Here is a 14725-nt window from a genome sequence, read left to right as displayed (position 1 = left end):
CCTATGCAGAACTATACCGCTTGCTTAACTAAGCTTCAAACTTTTACTCTCCGGATAAGAACGCAGTTGGCGAACAACAGCCAGCCGGAAAGAATCTATTACGAGTTGAAGCACGAAACGCCCTACTATGACTCGTTTAGTTTTAAGAGCGAGCTTAGAGTACTTAGAGATATGGCCGTTGTTGAACTGATCAATTTAGACAATCGCCAACTTCAATTACAGATAGCACAAGCGGAGAAACTCCGGCAACGGTTTAAGACCTTTTGGATCAACTACCAAAATAATTACAACGGCTGGGAACGTACCTATGAGCGGGACTACATTCTGAGTATCCGGCTGCATGAATTATTCATTGTTCACAATCTGCAATCGACACTTAAAGATATACTCATCATAGAAGATTTTGTAGACGACCTTGCCGAGTCTGTTAAACTGAGAGAACAAATTCTTGATGGCTTGCTGAAGCAAGCAAATAGCTTACTTGTATGTGATCAAGGTTCTGCCGATAAGCCAGATAACGATATGATCCCTGTAGTAAGCATGGTGGAAGATAGTATAGGAGAACCTTCAGCATCTTCCATCGTTCGGACTCCTGCCTTTACCGCTGGAACTACCGAGGCTCTTTATACCATATTAAAAAGCTACTTCTCTCCTGCTGACCAAGAGCGTTTGTACGCCTTAATCACAGGGAACTATCAGCCGGAAACAACGTTGGTGTTCAACGGTAATGGAAACCAATTGGCAGATGCTTTTAAGCAGTTGTACGAAGCTAATTTGGTTGTCGGATGTAGCAAAGGTGAGATGGAAGAATGGATGGCCTCAAATTTCGAGTATGTCTACCGTGGGCAGCAAAAGAAATTGCCGGTAAGTTACCTTAACTCAATTATTTCATCTAATACCAAGCCTTGCCAGTCACCTATCCTTGATGTTAAAAAGCAAGCTGATGGAATGCTAATAATCATTCCTGTGAGTAGAACCCAAAGAGGAAGTTAGTTTGTGGAGAATAGATTAAGTTGATTATGAAATTTGTTTACAAATAAGTTTACAGCGTTTTCAATAAGTCTTTAGCGGGAATAGTTTTGACATTGCCACTTTTATCAGCAATCACCAAATCTTCATTGTTAGCAGCGCTCTTTTCCGCAAGTTTGACCAGCGCCTTCTTAACGCCAGATAATACTCTGCCGGATAATTCATTTATATCTGTTTTACTCGCCATAAATTTTGCTTTGTTGCTTAATGGTTTCCCAAATATCGGAATTTGCAATCGTTCTTTCTTCTGCTCCTTTGCCCTGAATAACGATTTGTGGGTCTAAGTTGTTATTATCAATTACCATCCAATTATCACATACAGGCAGGTACAGGTTCAGTAGATTCCAAATACCTCGATAATAACGCCGCTCAACAACTTCATCAGGAATATGGTGACCGCCATTACTGACCCGTTTGGCAACCCGGTATCTCGCCACCTCCGGCGAGCTTAGCCAAAAGAAAACCAGCGTAACCTCATAGCCCTGTTTTACGGCATCCTTTATAAAGGTAACATAGCTTCGGGTAGACAAAGTGGTTTCTAATGCAAAATCGGCCTGTTCGTAAAGCAACTGTCGGATTCTCTGCAACATAATCCTGCCTGCTTCGAGTGCTACACTCTCCGGATTAAAAGGTGATAAACCTGCTGCAATGTTATCTGCATTCACAAACTCTTTACAGCGGAGTATTTCCGGTAACACGGTTAAACTCGCCGTTGTCTTACCTGCGCCATTGCACCCTGCTATGATATATAAGTCAGGCATAGATGATTGATTACCGTTTTAATTACGTTTTACAAGTATAGTCAAATACAAGATAAACAGTCAACTTATGATAGCTGACACTATTTTGTTCTATACTAAGCTTATGAACCATAAATAAGCAGCTAAAATAAGGAGGTAACAGGTAGGTTACAGGTATCCCTTCTTGTAACCCTGCAAAACAAGCGCCTACCATTGCAGCACAACGTAAAAAATGCTGTTATGGAACAATTCACATTTGAACAATTACCGCAGGCCATCAGCCTGTTACACCACAAGCTCGATCACATTGAGCAGCTTCTGTTGGAAAGGCATACACCAATGCCAACTAATGCTGAGGAAGTACTAACTGTTCATCAAACCGCAGACTTCCTAAACATAGCTGTAGCTACAGTATACAGTAAGGTAAGCCGCAGGGAAATCCCGGTCAATAAGCAAGGTAAACGCCTGTACTTCTACAAGACTGAGCTCATTGAATGGATCAAGTCAGGCAGGAAGAAAACAGCTATCGAATTGGACGGCGAGGCTACTCAATTCCTTATAGAAAAGCATCACAAACCAACCAGCTTCTGATCTATGCAGACAGAACTCAGCAGAGCATCCCTGATCCCGCAAGCATGTATCCAGGCAAGGGTATCATCAAGCGGATACTCGTCCGGCGGAAAGGGAGCGAGTTTATGTTTCTGTATATACAGAAACCCTTCCGGCCCTGCGTGCGGAAGAAAACTCGCTCCGCTGACTCCCGATGGTCGCACCAGAGAAAAGGCATAAGCGCATCTAGCAAAGAGGCTGGCAAAAGAGAGAAAACAAGCAGAGAACAGAACATGAAGGAGCAACATTCACCATCTAACTTACCAGATCAGCGCACAAAAAAAGCAAAAGGCGGCAGGCCGCCCAAGGCCATCAGGCGCAGCGTTTCGATGCTGATCCGCTTCACGCCTACGGAAAAAATGCTGATTGATAGTAAGGCTAAAAAGGCTGGCCTGAAAACCAGCGAGTGGATCAGAAGCGCCGCCAGGTCGGCCCGCATCGTGCAGCGGCTGACACCGGAACAACTGGGGCATTTAAAGAGGCTGTCGGGCATGGCCAACAACCTGAACCAGCTGACCAGGCTTGCGCATATTTCGGGGCTGCTCTCGTTTACAGCCGAATGCAGAGTACTGTTTGCGGATATAAGAGGAGAACTGACACAGTTACGCAGCGATGGTAGGCAAGACGATCACGGGTAAGAGCTTCAGCGGCTGCCTGCGCTATGTGCTGGGCAAAAGTGGGGCGCACTTGCTGGACGCCTCAGAGGATCTGCGGACAGACAGCATCAGTGCGCTGACGCAGGACTTTAACTTCCAGCGTAGCCTCAATCCCAACTTGGGCAAGGCGGTCGGTCACCTGGTGCTGAGCTGGCACCGGCAGGATGCACCCAAGCTGAGCGGGGAGGTCATGGCCGCAAGGGCCAGGGAGTACATGGAGCTGATGGGCGTCCGTGACACACAGTATATCATCGTGCAGCATACGGACAGATCTCACCCGCACCTGCATATCGTGTATAACCGGATAGACAACCAGGGACGAACGATCAGTGACCGGAACAACTATAGGCGGAATGAGAAGGCCTGTAAGATGCTCACCGCCAAATACGGCTACACGTTCGGCGAGGGCAAGGAACAGGTCAGCCGTGAGCGGCTCAGAGGCAGCGAGAAGGCCAGGTACGAACTGTTCGACACGATCAAGGCGGCAGCAAGAGAGGCAATAAACTGGCAGCAACTGGAAGCCTTGCTCAACGTTCAGGGTGTCTCCCTAGAGTACAAGTACAAGGGGCAGAGCACCGAAGTGCAAGGCATCTCTTTCTCCAAGGGAGAGCTAAAGTTCAAAGGCTCGGCCATTGACCGCTCCCTGAGCTATGGTAACCTGGACAGGCAATTGCAACAAAACTGGCAACTGGCAGAGCGGACGGCGATGGAAGAAGAAGAATTACCCGCCCAGGCGAACGATACCCTGCAACCAAAGGCAGCTCACCAAAGAAGTCAACAGGCGACAAACTGCGATGAAGCAAAAGCCGGTAACTGGCTGGACTGGATGCAGGGCTTTGGTGGCGCGGGTGACGTAGACGACGAGCAGGTACATAAACGAAGAAGAAACCGGGGCAGATAACAATAACACATTAACCAAAATCAGTATGAACACACAAGAGATACAGGAGCAGCTCCGGGACAACCAGGAGGTGCTGATGAGCCACGCCGAACGGATCGGCTCACTGGAAAAGAAAGGAACAGGCATGCGGCCCGTACCACCACCCGACTACAGCCGGGACTTTGCAGAAATAAAACAAAGCCTTGAAGAACTGGTTAAGGCCGCAACACCCGCCAAACAGGCCGAGGAGTTGACTTCAATCGTAAACTCTCTCCTTGCGAAGATGCCAGAGAAGATAAAAACCGTCATCGAGTACCGGCTGACGGGAGCATCCAAGCCGGTGTTGCTGAGCGGAGCCTGCGCACTGCTTGTCTTAATAGGAAGTGTAAGCCTGAACATTAGTTTATGGCGGGAGAATGGCAGGTTGGAGACCGGTGACACTAAGCTGAATCTGCTCAGGCAAAAGTATCCTGCAATAAGTGAATGGGCGGATAGTGCCTATGTGCATCTTGACGATTCCCTATGGAAGAAACGGGATGTGGACGATGACAATCAACGAAGTCAGGTACAGCAGAAAGAAAGACGCGGGCAGCCGGGCAGAAGGCGAAAAAGTTTGCTGGGCAGATGACGGATTGAGTACGCATGAGTTAAAAATAAAAGCCGCCCTGTACTCGCTACACGGCGGCTTTCAACCTAAACCTTATCACAATTAAGCGCGATAAGTATCGCGCCAATAAGTTGCTAATATATAAAGTCCTTTGGTAGCTGTCAAGAAGGTACATTGTAGCTGGTAATTTAACTGGGCTATTTATCCCGGCTAAGCAGCTCATTCTTTTCCTTTTCAGCTTGCAGTAGACGTTCTAACAAAGCTACTTTGTCGTTATAAAGCTCAACTATCTTATCTATTGGGTTAAAATTAAAAGTTGGATTATAATTCACTAATCCACTTGTGTGATGTAAGGTGCTTGATATGATGTTTATCACGGCTTCTTCGCTAAAATTCTTGATGGCCTCTGCGGGTACGCCTAATATCTTAGCTACCTTTTCCAGCAACTCGTCCTCCAGTACCTCACTCTGCTCCATGCGGGAGACGGTCTGCTGACTGACACCCAGCTCCGTAGCCAGCGTTTCCTGCTTAATACCGCGCAGTTCCCTGATGCGGCTGATCTTGCGCCCGATATGTGTGGTCTTTGAAGTGGGATTGGTTGCTTCCATATTCCCAAATATACTAAAGTTTTTCCATGGGTAGAAAACCCATAGCCAGGATAAAGTACAGGCGCTTTGAGTTCGGTACCGGTCATACCCCGCCTTATTTTGCATTACGCTGCCAGTGGCGGCAGGTAAAATCAATGACGATGAATATGGATGAACACGGGCTTCAGTCTTTAGACCTCCTGCACCTGACTGCCGGGGAGAAAACAAACACTTTACAGGTGATCTGTGACTTCTTTGATGACGATCGTCTCAGCGGGCAACTTGAGCGGCTGCGCTCCTGGCGCGATAGCGTGCTTAGGGATGACTACTTCAGGGGGGATAAGGGCAGTCCTTCAGAACTGCTCTATTTTCAGCGGCTCAACCTGCGCCTGCTCGAAGCCCTGTACCAACTCTTACAAGCCGATGGTCCGCACTTAGGCGGGGCGAAGAACACGGTAGCCGCCGTATTCAGCCAGCATCCGCTACCCTGGTACCGGGAACAATTAGAAGAATGGCTGGAGCATGGCCTGTCCAGCAAAGGGGCAGGCGAGTTTATCACGTCCGCCAGCCTGATCACCGTTTATGAGAACCTGATTCAGTTGTATCATGCAGCCGCAGGGATTCAGGAAAGTATTGCAGCAAAAAATATCGAAAGCAAAAACCAAATCCTAACTCCTATGAAAACGGTCAGCTTGTACCAGCCCGACCCTTCGGTGGACCAGCACAATACGGAAACCATCAGCCGTGTGGTCTCTTCTATCCGGCATAAGGTGCCGCTTACCCGGATCATATTTTATCTGGGCGCATCGCCGCAGCCGGACCTGCGCCTGTTCTTTCTGGTAGTCACTTCTGATGAAGAGCGCAGGCAAGCCCAGGAAATCAGTCAGCAGGTAGAGGAGACCTGCAGGCCACTGGGCAGCATTACCGTTATCGCGATGCATGCGCATCTGGCACTCAGCCGCAGCCAGGATGCTTCTTCCTTCTTCAGCCGGTCACTTACCTGCCCTGTCGTATTTCTCTCAGGAGAGTTGCTGCCTACTGCATTGTTTCCTCATCGTTTAGCGGAACGAACGCCGGATGATCGGGCTACTGTTTGCTGGCAGCGCTGGCAAGGGCAGGCGCGGGACTTTCTCAAGGGAGCTGGGTATTATCTCAACGAGGGCATGGCGGAGCCTGCACTGTTCTCGCTGCACCAGGCGGCGGAATGCGCGCTTTGCGGCATCATCAAGGTGGTCAGTGGTCACCAGGGAGGCAGCCATAATCTGGCAACGCTGCTCAAACTGACCCAACTCTTCACCGGCGATCTCAAAGCGGTTTTCGATCTGAACACGCCGGAAGGGGTACAGGCATTTGATCTGCTCAAAGGCGCTTATGTGAACGTTAGGTACAAGGATGGCTACGAGGTAAGCATTGAGCCGGTTAAGTCCTTGTACATGGTTGTGGAGCGGTGTCTGACAGCTACGCAGGCACTCTATAAGCGGTTCATGCTCATCAGCAGTATTTAGACGAAGGCATATAGGCTATCTTCGCTTCAAAGGGATACCATGACCATTGAACAATTGTTTAATGTGATTAAACTGCCGCTGCATGTCGTAAACGAGCTGATGTAGGAGATGAGCACAAATAACCGGCAATATACGCACCTACAGTTCACGGAATAGATTGGAACCCCAAAATCGGTGAACTGACAATGGCGTCCCTGCCATTCATCGCCCGTGCGCTGGCGAAGGTGCGGGGAGATGTCTGCCTTGATGGAGGGCAGGATTACTCTTTAGAGCAAGACGAGAACGCAATGTTCTATCCAGCAACTATACCATATTTCCGCAGGGACGCTGCAAAGGTTGAAAAATAGTGGGCTTCCAGCGTACATCAACAGATAGAAAGGGCTGTTGCCAATGGCCACATTGCATGCTGCCCAAGCCTCATCCTAAAGCGAGGGCTGCAGCGAAGCGCGCTACCACTTATAACACCGTAGCCAAACTAATTTCAAGAAAGGAACTACATTGCACTGCAGCCAATCCTATCTTTATTTTTGAACTGCCTTTTAGGGTAAAAAAACTTATTTCTAAACAAAGTTTTACAAGTTATAGATCCTATTAAGTTGGATATACTATGAATAAAAAATAGGAACCAGTTACACTAGCTGGCACATTATTTTGATCTTTCTCACATACAGCACACTGCCGTTCAGTTGCAATTGAACGAATATGGAAAAAATTACTGGAGCATTTTATAACGGTCTTGCCCCATATGAGCCCACACTATTCTGAAAAAACACTCCTTTTGTAAACAAATTAAACATCTAATTATGCTTGCTTTCGTTCCAAAAAGTTAACCAATCTTTGATTTGTTGAAATACGCTCATTTGCTCACTCGTTTTATCTGCATAATGAAAGAGGTATTTATTATAGATATACAAAGTCAATGGTTTCAATCTCAAATCCCTATAAACTGGGTCAAATCCTGGTGCGGTATAGTAGGTTAGTTGCCCCTTGATTTTGACATACCATACATGCCCAAATGCCTTGGTCGTAATCGTATCTGGCCGGGTAATTTTCGACAAATGTGCTACAGTTCCGGAATCTAAGCATGGTGTGAAAAGACCTTTTATTTGTTGTTCACAAGAGGCAGCCTGGTAATGATCCTCAACCCAAATCACACATCCATTCCTTCCGGTTATTAAGGAAACAACAGGTTTCATGGTGATCGGTTTCTCATATTTACGCCGTAAAACAACAGCTACCAGCATCAATATTAACACTATAGCCACACCATATTGCTGAGCTTTTTTCTTCAATGTTTTCCCGACCTTCTCCTGAGAGTGATTTTTAGAACGTTCTTCCACCTCCGGTTCATCTGTGGGTGGAACTACCATCTTCACTGCTTCAATTTCGGCAACTGCTTTTGCTTCTTCCGGAACGGGGTGAATTACCGAAGGATCTGAGGATGATGTAATCGGTGGATTAGACACCTCTTCTAGTTCTGCGGATACCGAACTGCCAACAGGGGTGGCTTGAACATCATCTGTATGAATTGGGGTATAATTCCATTGATGTGGCCTTTCAGGAAAGTCAATCAACCAAGCCAATAGCTCAATATTCATCACATCAGTCGATTTAGACTCTTCATTTAAAAAATTAATGAGTGGTCTGTACTTGTCTACCCCTAACTTTTTGACAGCAAGTATAAAATCATTATTTACTCCTACCTTAAAATATCTACGGATAAAGGATTCATCTTTTCGCTCAAAACGGGTTTCCAAGACATCGATACAAGCATTTCTAATTCTGGCTGTTGTGGGATGGGGGATAGTGAAGATCAAGCTATTTTTTGCTTTCTTCTGACGATAATCTTTTATAACCCTGGATTGGTATTCGGCAAAATTCATCTAATACATCTAATTAAAATTAAAGGTATTTCTGGAATTGTAATGGTACTTACGGAATCCCGTAAGAATTGCAATGGAAAAATTGGAATTACTGGAAACTACTGCTGGTAAGCCAGTTACACTCATATACCTTTGCTTTCGTAATCGGTTGACACCTCGATAGCTAGCGGGGCTGGTGCACCCAACCTATTGCAACCAAGAGCAACGATAACGGCTGTTGACCCTGGCTTGGGAAGCAGAAATCAACATCCGTTATCAACGCTCCTACTTCCCAAAAAAAATGTGAGAGGCGCCTCTTACGCGGTCTGCATCCATGTCCCCGAGAACAGTTCCCGGGGGCATCTGCAGGAGTTATTCACCTTTTAATTTTTGGAAAATGTTAGAAATTGTGTTAGCAATATTCGTGGCATGCTCATGCCCAAACCATAAGGCCAGCCATAATGGCCCTCACGGTACAGGAATTACTCCCACAACTGTCACTGTTAAAGACACTGTTGGTGATCCAGTACATTTCCCACCGCGAATAAAAAAGCTGGGAATTTAATAAAGAAAGGCAAGCTACAGCTTGCCTTTCTTTTTGTTAGTCAAATATTCATTATTATCTTAATAGCTTTTCTTTCTTATTTTAGAATTAAATAAAATCCTTGAAGAAGCTGTTAACTCTTTTCCCGATTAGCGTCGCTCTAGTTCTGTTTTCCTGTCAGAAAAACAAGAAGCAACCACCGCCAGCCGTTGCAGCCGATTACGTTAAAGCCGTTACTATGCTAGAACGGCAACCAGATTCCGCATTTTATTACTTCAATGAAGTGGTAAGTACATCTAAAGACAGCTTGCAGATTGCAAAAGCTTACTGCAATATGGGTAGGATTCAGTCAGATGCTGGTGATCATTATGGTGCACAGGAAAGCTTAACCCAATCCTTAAAATATTTGAATGAAGCTGAACCGCAGGACTACCGTTGTCTCGCAAGCGACTACAATGAATTAGGAATCACAAGTACTAATCTTAAACAGTATAACCAAGCCTTAAATTATTTGAATCGGTCTATTCATTTTGCCAATGACTCCAGTTTCCTAATTTCCATTCTCAGTAATAAAGCTAACGTTTATCGAAAGAAAAAACAATACAGTCTAGCGCTTCAGTTTTACCGCGAAATTGCGCACGCTACACCGCCAAACGGAAGGAGTTATGCTTGGCTACTAACCAATATGGCTAGTACACAGTGGCGTGATAATCCTTTATATAATCCAGTTGGACAGCTTCAAAAAGCATTACAAATCCGCATCAAAACAAAGGATGTGGCTGGCACTAATTCAAGCTATGCACATCTGACTGATTATTATATGAGCGACCGAATTGACTCTGCTTTTTTCTATGCAAAAAAATGGTATACCATTGCAGAGAAAATCCGTAGCCCGGAAGATGAGTTAGACGCTTTATCCTCACTCATCAAATTAAGCCCTCGAAATACCAACCGTTATTTTGCGATTTATAAGCATATCAATGATAGTCTGCAAACCGCACGTAATGCCACAAAAAATCAGTTCGCACTGATCCGGTACGAAGTGCAAAAAAATAAAGCTGACAATTTAAAATTACAACGCGACAATGCGGAGAAAGGCTACCAGTTGAGTAGACAACGTTTCATTTCATTAGGAATCTCAATCTTGCTTTTAGGGGTTAGCCTAATAGGATGGTTGTGGTTAAAAAAGAGACAGGAACGGATGCGACTGGAGAAAGAAAAAGCGGTGCAGGAAAGAGAATACAACATACTAAAGCGAGTACATGACGTTGTTGCCAATGGCCTATATAGATTGATGAAGAGTGTTCAAAACAAAGACCAACTCGTTCGTGCTGCACTTGTCAACGATCTAGACCAACTTTATGAACGCTCAAGGACACTTTCCTATGACGGATTATCATCATCAACGGACCGCTTTCAAGAAGAAGTTTCACAATTGATCAGGTCGTTTGCAGATGAGGAAAGAAGAATTACCATTGCCGGTAACGAAGAGGAGTTGTGGAAACTTACTGACTCAGCACTACAGATGGTTGTTTTAGATACTCTACTAGAGTTAATGGTCAACATGGACAAGCATAGCCAAGCCAAGCAAGTAGCTGTTCGATTCCAAAATGAGGATAATCAGCTTCGTATTACCTACACTGACGATGGTATTGGTCTACCAAACAATGTAAAATTCGGCAATGGCCTCATAAGTACGGGAAACCGTATCCAACAATTCCATGGCTATATTACTTTTGATAAACGTACCACTGGCGGATTACAGGTGCTATTATCCATCCCTCTGCCCTAATCTTTATCTATGTTTGAAAATGTACTCATCGCCGAAGATCATGAAAGCGCCAGCATCTCGGTCCGCAAAACTTTGAATGACCTTCAAGTTCCTAGTCCACGTTATGCGTATTACTGTGATGATGCTTTAGAGCAAATCAAACAGCGCATAGCGCAGAATCGGCCATTCGATCTGTTAATTACCGATCTATACTTTGAAGAAGACCAGCAAAAGCAAAGTTTATCAGACGGAATGGCATTAATTGCAGCAGTACGAAAAGTGCAGCCAGACTTAAGAATTTTAGTATTCTCAGCCGAGCACCGACCAGCTATTGTCACACGACTGTTTGATGAGCTCCATATCAATGGCTACGTACGTAAGGCGAGGTTTGACGTACAGGAACTTAAAATAGCCATTGGTAAACTAGATAAGCACAAGCGTCACGTTCCATTGGAATTCCGGCAAAACAGCTATCAACAAAATGCACATGATTTTTCCAAATTAGATCTGGCAATTGTGACGCTGCTCTCCCAAGGAATCCGTCAAAAAGATATACCGGAACATTTGAAAGAACAAGGAATTATACCATCAAGTTTAAGCAGTGTAGAAAAGAGGTTGAACTTAATTAAAGATGCATTAGAGTTTACCATGAATGAGCAATTAATTGCCCACTGCAAAGACATGGGACTTATTTAGATATACAACAAACAAGACGACTTAAAGCCATTTCGGCATCATCAAGCGCTTGTTTCCCTAATTGCTCTGTTTTTCATTAGTTCGTATCTTGTAATTGTTCGCTTAATATTTGATGGCGGTCAATTGTTCAATGCTTCTTGTAGAAATCCAAATCCTATCGAAAAACTCAACATTTCTAAATCTTTTTTGCCTTACGGATTCCCGTAAATATCTCTCCAAGCATCATTGTAGATTTGATTTAACAAAACATTAAACAATGGCAAAAAAACCTTTAGGCACACGTGCAACAACCGGAGAGAGTTGCCCGGAATCTGGAGTCTGGAAAGTAATTGGAAACCCTTCAACAACAGCACCGATTAGTGTCGGCAATAGAATGCCGCCGTATGGAGGCAAAGCCGTGACTTGGGAACTGATTGCTTACGCTTAAATTTCCACAACCTTGGATTTATTTTGGATAAATCCAAGGAATCTTTAAGATCAATTCATATGGAAACAAACTTACAAAACGAAATTACATTCTACCAAGATAGTCAGGTAACAATCACTCAGGCCCGGTTCGTTACCGATTCTAAAACTTACGCCATGCGGAATATTTCCTCTGTTCACCTGTTCGAGATCATCAAAAGTAAGAAACTGCCTATTGTTATGATTATTATCGGTGCTGCACTCTTGCTTAGTGACGATTCTAGATGGATTGGTATTTTATTAGCTGCGGCGGGTGCCTTAGCTATTGCATTAATGAAAAATGATTTTGCAGTAAGAATCAGTACCAATTCAGGTGAAGCCAATAGTATTGTCTCCAAGGATCGCTTATATATTCAAGGCATTGTAGATGCGCTGAACGAGGCCATCATTCATCGTGGTTAGCAGCTCCTACTTGCTATATCGTTATCTATAACTAGTTCCAGAATCATGAAAATCATATTCGTCCTTTTCTGTTTAGGGATAAGCGTTACTGATTCTACTTATGTATATGTCTGCGACAGCTTTCGTACGACACGATATCATTATAATATCAACTGTCGAGGATTACGTAATTGCAATTACAGAGTTTTAAAAATAACTGAAAATCAAGCCAAAAAGACAGGAAAAACACTTTGTCAATGGGAGAAGCACAATCTTGGCAAAAACTTGTAACGAATGAAACAAGTTGAAAAATTGATACAGCTTCATACGCTGATTGATATCTCATATTAGTAACATCTAAAACCTAAACCTTATCACGATTATGGAATTAATCGACCAACAGGTAATCAACGATAACAAGGAAATTTATGCTAAGATTCAAAGTGAACTACTGAAAGCTGAGTTTGAAATCCTGATTGCGACAGCTTGGTTTACCGACAACGAGTTATTTGATATTTTACTGCGCAAACTATCCGAAGGTGTCCACATTGAGGTGATTATTGCTGATAATCAAGAAAACGAGAAACTGGATTTCAACCTGTTGACACTCCAGGGTGCATCCGTGCATAAAATCAAAAATGCCGGCTATGGGACAATGAATCAGAAGTTCTGTGTCATTGACAAACGGATAGCGCTGCATGGCTCTTATAACTGGACGGTTAATGCAAAAAAGAACAATCAGGAAAGCATCATCAGCACCAATCATCAAGAAACCATTGAATCACTCGTTGCGAATTTCAACGCGATCAAAGCAAAGATCAGAGAACAGAAGATTAGCCCACCTCTCGTAAATGACAACACTGACATTAAAGTAGACAGGGCAAAAATTCTCCCAGCAGAGCCTTCACTGATGCCGGTGGCAGAATTTGAGAAAGTCTTGGATTCAATGATTGCTGCGGAAGTTGGGAGTTTTGACCGAAAATTACTCAGAGGTCAGGGCTTTGAACGATGTGCTGCCAACAATGGTGATCATCAGGTCCTCCATAAGGCATTTGATACGTTGTATTCTGTTTTTATCAATGATATCGATGTTATTGAGGATAAGAAGAAGCGGTTAATTACCAAGATTGAAGAGCACCGTGTTAAAAGTATGGAGCTGCTCAATAAAGACTGTGAGATGCAGGTCGCCTATCAGGAACGTGAGCATGAACTCGACAAGGCTAATTTACAAAACCGAAAAACAGACACAGAAGCGGATCAGGAAGTTAAAAGCAAAAGCATCAAAGAGATCAAGGAAGACAAAATTCCAGCGATTGAGAAATTGAATGCAGATCTGGACCAACAGATCAAGCGTATAGAAAGTGAACTGATCAAGCCACACTTTAAATGGTTTGACTTTATTCCGACTTCAATATTTACAGCTGCTTTGATCGTTTACCTATTTTTGTTCTACTCATCGGCAGCTTACATTTTGTTATTTAGCGTTGCGGATGCCAAAGAAGCAGAAGCGAAAGGGTTACCGATTGCGGCAACAGACATATTTAATCCTGAAGCCGTAAGTAGCGCATGGCATAAAAGTGGAACGGCTCCTTACTTCATTTTCTTATTCGTATTCATTCCACTTGCTTTTGCAGTGGTAGATCGTTTTGTTGCCGGTAAATGGGTAAGTCTATTCAGCACTATAGGAGGCATACTCATTCTAGACGTTGCAATAGCTTATAAGGTAACTCAGGCCGTTTATGAGGTGAACTATGCGCGCGGGAACGTCAATACACCTTGGCGAGCATCAATGGCATTTACCGATACCAACTTCTATTTGGTTTTTGTCTTTGGGGCTTTTGGCTTATTGCTGTTCAAACTTGTTTTCAAGAAGCTAATGAGCATGTTTGAGGATCGTAATCCTGATATTATCGCGCAACATAATCAGTTGTTAATCCAGCACCGTCGTGAAGAGAGTAATCTGAACACGGCAAGGATTAAGGTACTTAAAGACGAGATGTCTGTTTTGGAAGAAAACATCATTCAACTGAAAGCAACCATCAAACACCTTGATCAGGAACTATCGTCTTTGCCTATTTTGCTAAATCAGGTCATACAGCAGAAGCGAACACAGCTACTGAAAGATACAACTCATATTGACCAAATCGCAGCCATCTATACAACGCATATCCAGTCCGATAATCTGCCTATCTCAGTTGATGCTTTGAAAGACCGGATTAATGTTTTTCTGGAAGGCTGGAACGACTTCCTGCATCAGGAGTATGCGGTTACCCGAGCGATTCTTAAAGCAGCAGAAGCAGCTCATGTTGCCTTGGAATGGCAAAGTGAAAAACTGGATACCAACAAAGTAGATAAACGCATAAAATCAAATTAGAAGTGATCAAACTATTAAT

Annotated in this window: 14 protein-coding genes; 10 read left to right on the top strand and 4 right to left on the bottom strand. The window is 44.1% G+C overall.

The annotated features are described in order from the left end of the window. The first annotated feature begins 3 nt into the window (after nucleotides 1-3). A complete protein-coding gene (locus HH214_RS07490; RefSeq protein ID WP_169606733.1) occupies nucleotides 4-993 on the top strand; it encodes a hypothetical protein in 990 nt (329 codons plus the stop codon). A 49-nt stretch (nucleotides 994-1042) separates the two neighbouring features. On the opposite strand, the gene HH214_RS07485 is transcribed toward HH214_RS07490, so the two are convergent. Both HH214_RS07485 and HH214_RS07480 read right to left on the bottom strand, forming a co-directional pair. Continuing rightward, nucleotides 1043-1216, bottom strand: a complete 174-nt coding sequence (locus HH214_RS07485; protein ID WP_169606732.1) for a hypothetical protein — start codon at nucleotides 1214-1216, stop codon at nucleotides 1043-1045. Beyond that, on the bottom strand, nucleotides 1206-1790 hold the full coding sequence (locus HH214_RS07480) for a zeta toxin family protein (protein ID WP_169606731.1): 585 nt from the start codon (nucleotides 1788-1790) through the stop codon (nucleotides 1206-1208). Before HH214_RS07480 ends, HH214_RS07485 begins: the two co-directional genes overlap by 11 nt. Before the next feature lie 219 nt (nucleotides 1791-2009). Here HH214_RS07480 and HH214_RS07475 point away from each other — a divergent pair, with 219 nt between their 5' ends. From HH214_RS07475 to HH214_RS07460, 4 genes are all read left to right on the top strand, one after another. Next, the gene (locus tag HH214_RS07475) at nucleotides 2010-2360 is read left to right on the top strand and encodes a helix-turn-helix domain-containing protein (protein ID WP_169606730.1); all 351 of its coding nucleotides are present in this window, start codon (nucleotides 2010-2012) and stop codon (nucleotides 2358-2360) included. Nucleotides 2361-2611: 251 nt separating this feature from the next. Beyond that, nucleotides 2612-3016 carry a plasmid mobilization protein gene (locus HH214_RS07470; protein WP_169606729.1) on the top strand — a complete coding sequence of 135 codons (405 nt, stop codon included), beginning with the start codon at nucleotides 2612-2614 and terminating at the stop codon, nucleotides 3014-3016. After that, nucleotides 2991-3935, top strand: a complete 945-nt coding sequence (locus tag HH214_RS07465; RefSeq protein WP_169606728.1) for a relaxase/mobilization nuclease domain-containing protein — start codon at nucleotides 2991-2993, stop codon at nucleotides 3933-3935. Before HH214_RS07470 ends, HH214_RS07465 begins: the two co-directional genes overlap by 26 nt. A 25-nt stretch (nucleotides 3936-3960) precedes the next feature. Continuing rightward, nucleotides 3961-4542 (top strand): hypothetical protein, encoded by a 582-nt coding sequence (locus HH214_RS07460; protein ID WP_169606727.1) that lies wholly within the window; start codon nucleotides 3961-3963, stop codon nucleotides 4540-4542. Between the two features lie 176 nt (nucleotides 4543-4718). Here HH214_RS07460 and HH214_RS07455 read toward each other — a convergent pair whose 3' ends face one another. Then, nucleotides 4719-5129, bottom strand: coding sequence for a helix-turn-helix transcriptional regulator (locus HH214_RS07455; RefSeq protein ID WP_169606726.1), 411 nt, complete (start codon nucleotides 5127-5129; stop codon nucleotides 4719-4721). Nucleotides 5130-5269: 140 nt separating this feature from the next. Here HH214_RS07455 and HH214_RS07450 point away from each other — a divergent pair, with 140 nt between their 5' ends. Then, nucleotides 5270-6613 carry a HEPN domain-containing protein gene (locus tag HH214_RS07450; RefSeq protein ID WP_211166326.1) on the top strand — a complete coding sequence of 448 codons (1344 nt, stop codon included), beginning with the start codon at nucleotides 5270-5272 and terminating at the stop codon, nucleotides 6611-6613. A gap of 797 nt (nucleotides 6614-7410) precedes the next feature. On the opposite strand, the gene HH214_RS07445 is transcribed toward HH214_RS07450, so the two are convergent. After that, nucleotides 7411-8496 carry a hypothetical protein gene (locus tag HH214_RS07445; protein ID WP_169606724.1) on the bottom strand — a complete coding sequence of 362 codons (1086 nt, stop codon included), beginning with the start codon at nucleotides 8494-8496 and terminating at the stop codon, nucleotides 7411-7413. Between the two features lie 644 nt (nucleotides 8497-9140). Between HH214_RS07445 and HH214_RS07440 the strand changes: the two genes are divergently transcribed. The 4 genes from HH214_RS07440 to HH214_RS07420 all read left to right on the top strand — a co-directional run bounded on the left by HH214_RS07440 (nucleotide 9141) and on the right by HH214_RS07420 (nucleotide 14706). Then, complete coding sequence (locus HH214_RS07440; protein ID WP_169606723.1) at nucleotides 9141-10811, top strand: tetratricopeptide repeat-containing sensor histidine kinase; 1671 nt, start codon at nucleotides 9141-9143, stop codon at nucleotides 10809-10811. Between the two features lie 9 nt (nucleotides 10812-10820). After that, nucleotides 10821-11486, top strand: coding sequence for a response regulator (locus HH214_RS07435; protein WP_169606722.1), 666 nt, complete (start codon nucleotides 10821-10823; stop codon nucleotides 11484-11486). A gap of 486 nt (nucleotides 11487-11972) precedes the next feature. Beyond that, a complete protein-coding gene (locus tag HH214_RS07425; protein ID WP_169606720.1) occupies nucleotides 11973-12353 on the top strand; it encodes a DUF6232 family protein in 381 nt (126 codons plus the stop codon). A 361-nt stretch (nucleotides 12354-12714) separates the two neighbouring features. Next, complete coding sequence (locus HH214_RS07420; RefSeq protein ID WP_169606719.1) at nucleotides 12715-14706, top strand: phospholipase D-like domain-containing protein; 1992 nt, start codon at nucleotides 12715-12717, stop codon at nucleotides 14704-14706. Nucleotides 14707-14725: the final 19 nt, after the last annotated feature.

Source organism: Mucilaginibacter robiniae (assembly GCF_012849215.1).
Taxonomy (GTDB): domain Bacteria; phylum Bacteroidota; class Bacteroidia; order Sphingobacteriales; family Sphingobacteriaceae; genus Mucilaginibacter; species Mucilaginibacter robiniae.
The sequence above is the reverse complement of the archived record's forward strand: the minus strand, read 5'-3'. Positions and strand labels throughout refer to the sequence as shown.

Coding starts and splice junctions, on each gene's coding strand:
- HH214_RS07490 (WP_169606733.1), top strand. CDS start 4: ATGCAGAACTATACCGCTTGCTTAACTAAGCTTCAAACTTTTACTCTC.
- HH214_RS07485 (WP_169606732.1), bottom strand. CDS start 1,216: ATGGCGAGTAAAACAGATATAAATGAATTATCCGGCAGAGTATTATCT.
- HH214_RS07480 (WP_169606731.1), bottom strand. CDS start 1,790: ATGCCTGACTTATATATCATAGCAGGGTGCAATGGCGCAGGTAAGACA.
- HH214_RS07475 (WP_169606730.1), top strand. CDS start 2,010: ATGGAACAATTCACATTTGAACAATTACCGCAGGCCATCAGCCTGTTA.
- HH214_RS07470 (WP_169606729.1), top strand. CDS start 2,612: ATGAAGGAGCAACATTCACCATCTAACTTACCAGATCAGCGCACAAAA.
- HH214_RS07465 (WP_169606728.1), top strand. CDS start 2,991: ATGGTAGGCAAGACGATCACGGGTAAGAGCTTCAGCGGCTGCCTGCGC.
- HH214_RS07460 (WP_169606727.1), top strand. CDS start 3,961: ATGAACACACAAGAGATACAGGAGCAGCTCCGGGACAACCAGGAGGTG.
- HH214_RS07455 (WP_169606726.1), bottom strand. CDS start 5,129: ATGGAAGCAACCAATCCCACTTCAAAGACCACACATATCGGGCGCAAG.
- HH214_RS07450 (WP_211166326.1), top strand. CDS start 5,270: ATGAATATGGATGAACACGGGCTTCAGTCTTTAGACCTCCTGCACCTG.
- HH214_RS07445 (WP_169606724.1), bottom strand. CDS start 8,496: ATGAATTTTGCCGAATACCAATCCAGGGTTATAAAAGATTATCGTCAG.
- HH214_RS07435 (WP_169606722.1), top strand. CDS start 10,821: ATGTTTGAAAATGTACTCATCGCCGAAGATCATGAAAGCGCCAGCATC.
- HH214_RS07425 (WP_169606720.1), top strand. CDS start 11,973: ATGGAAACAAACTTACAAAACGAAATTACATTCTACCAAGATAGTCAG.
- HH214_RS07420 (WP_169606719.1), top strand. CDS start 12,715: ATGGAATTAATCGACCAACAGGTAATCAACGATAACAAGGAAATTTAT.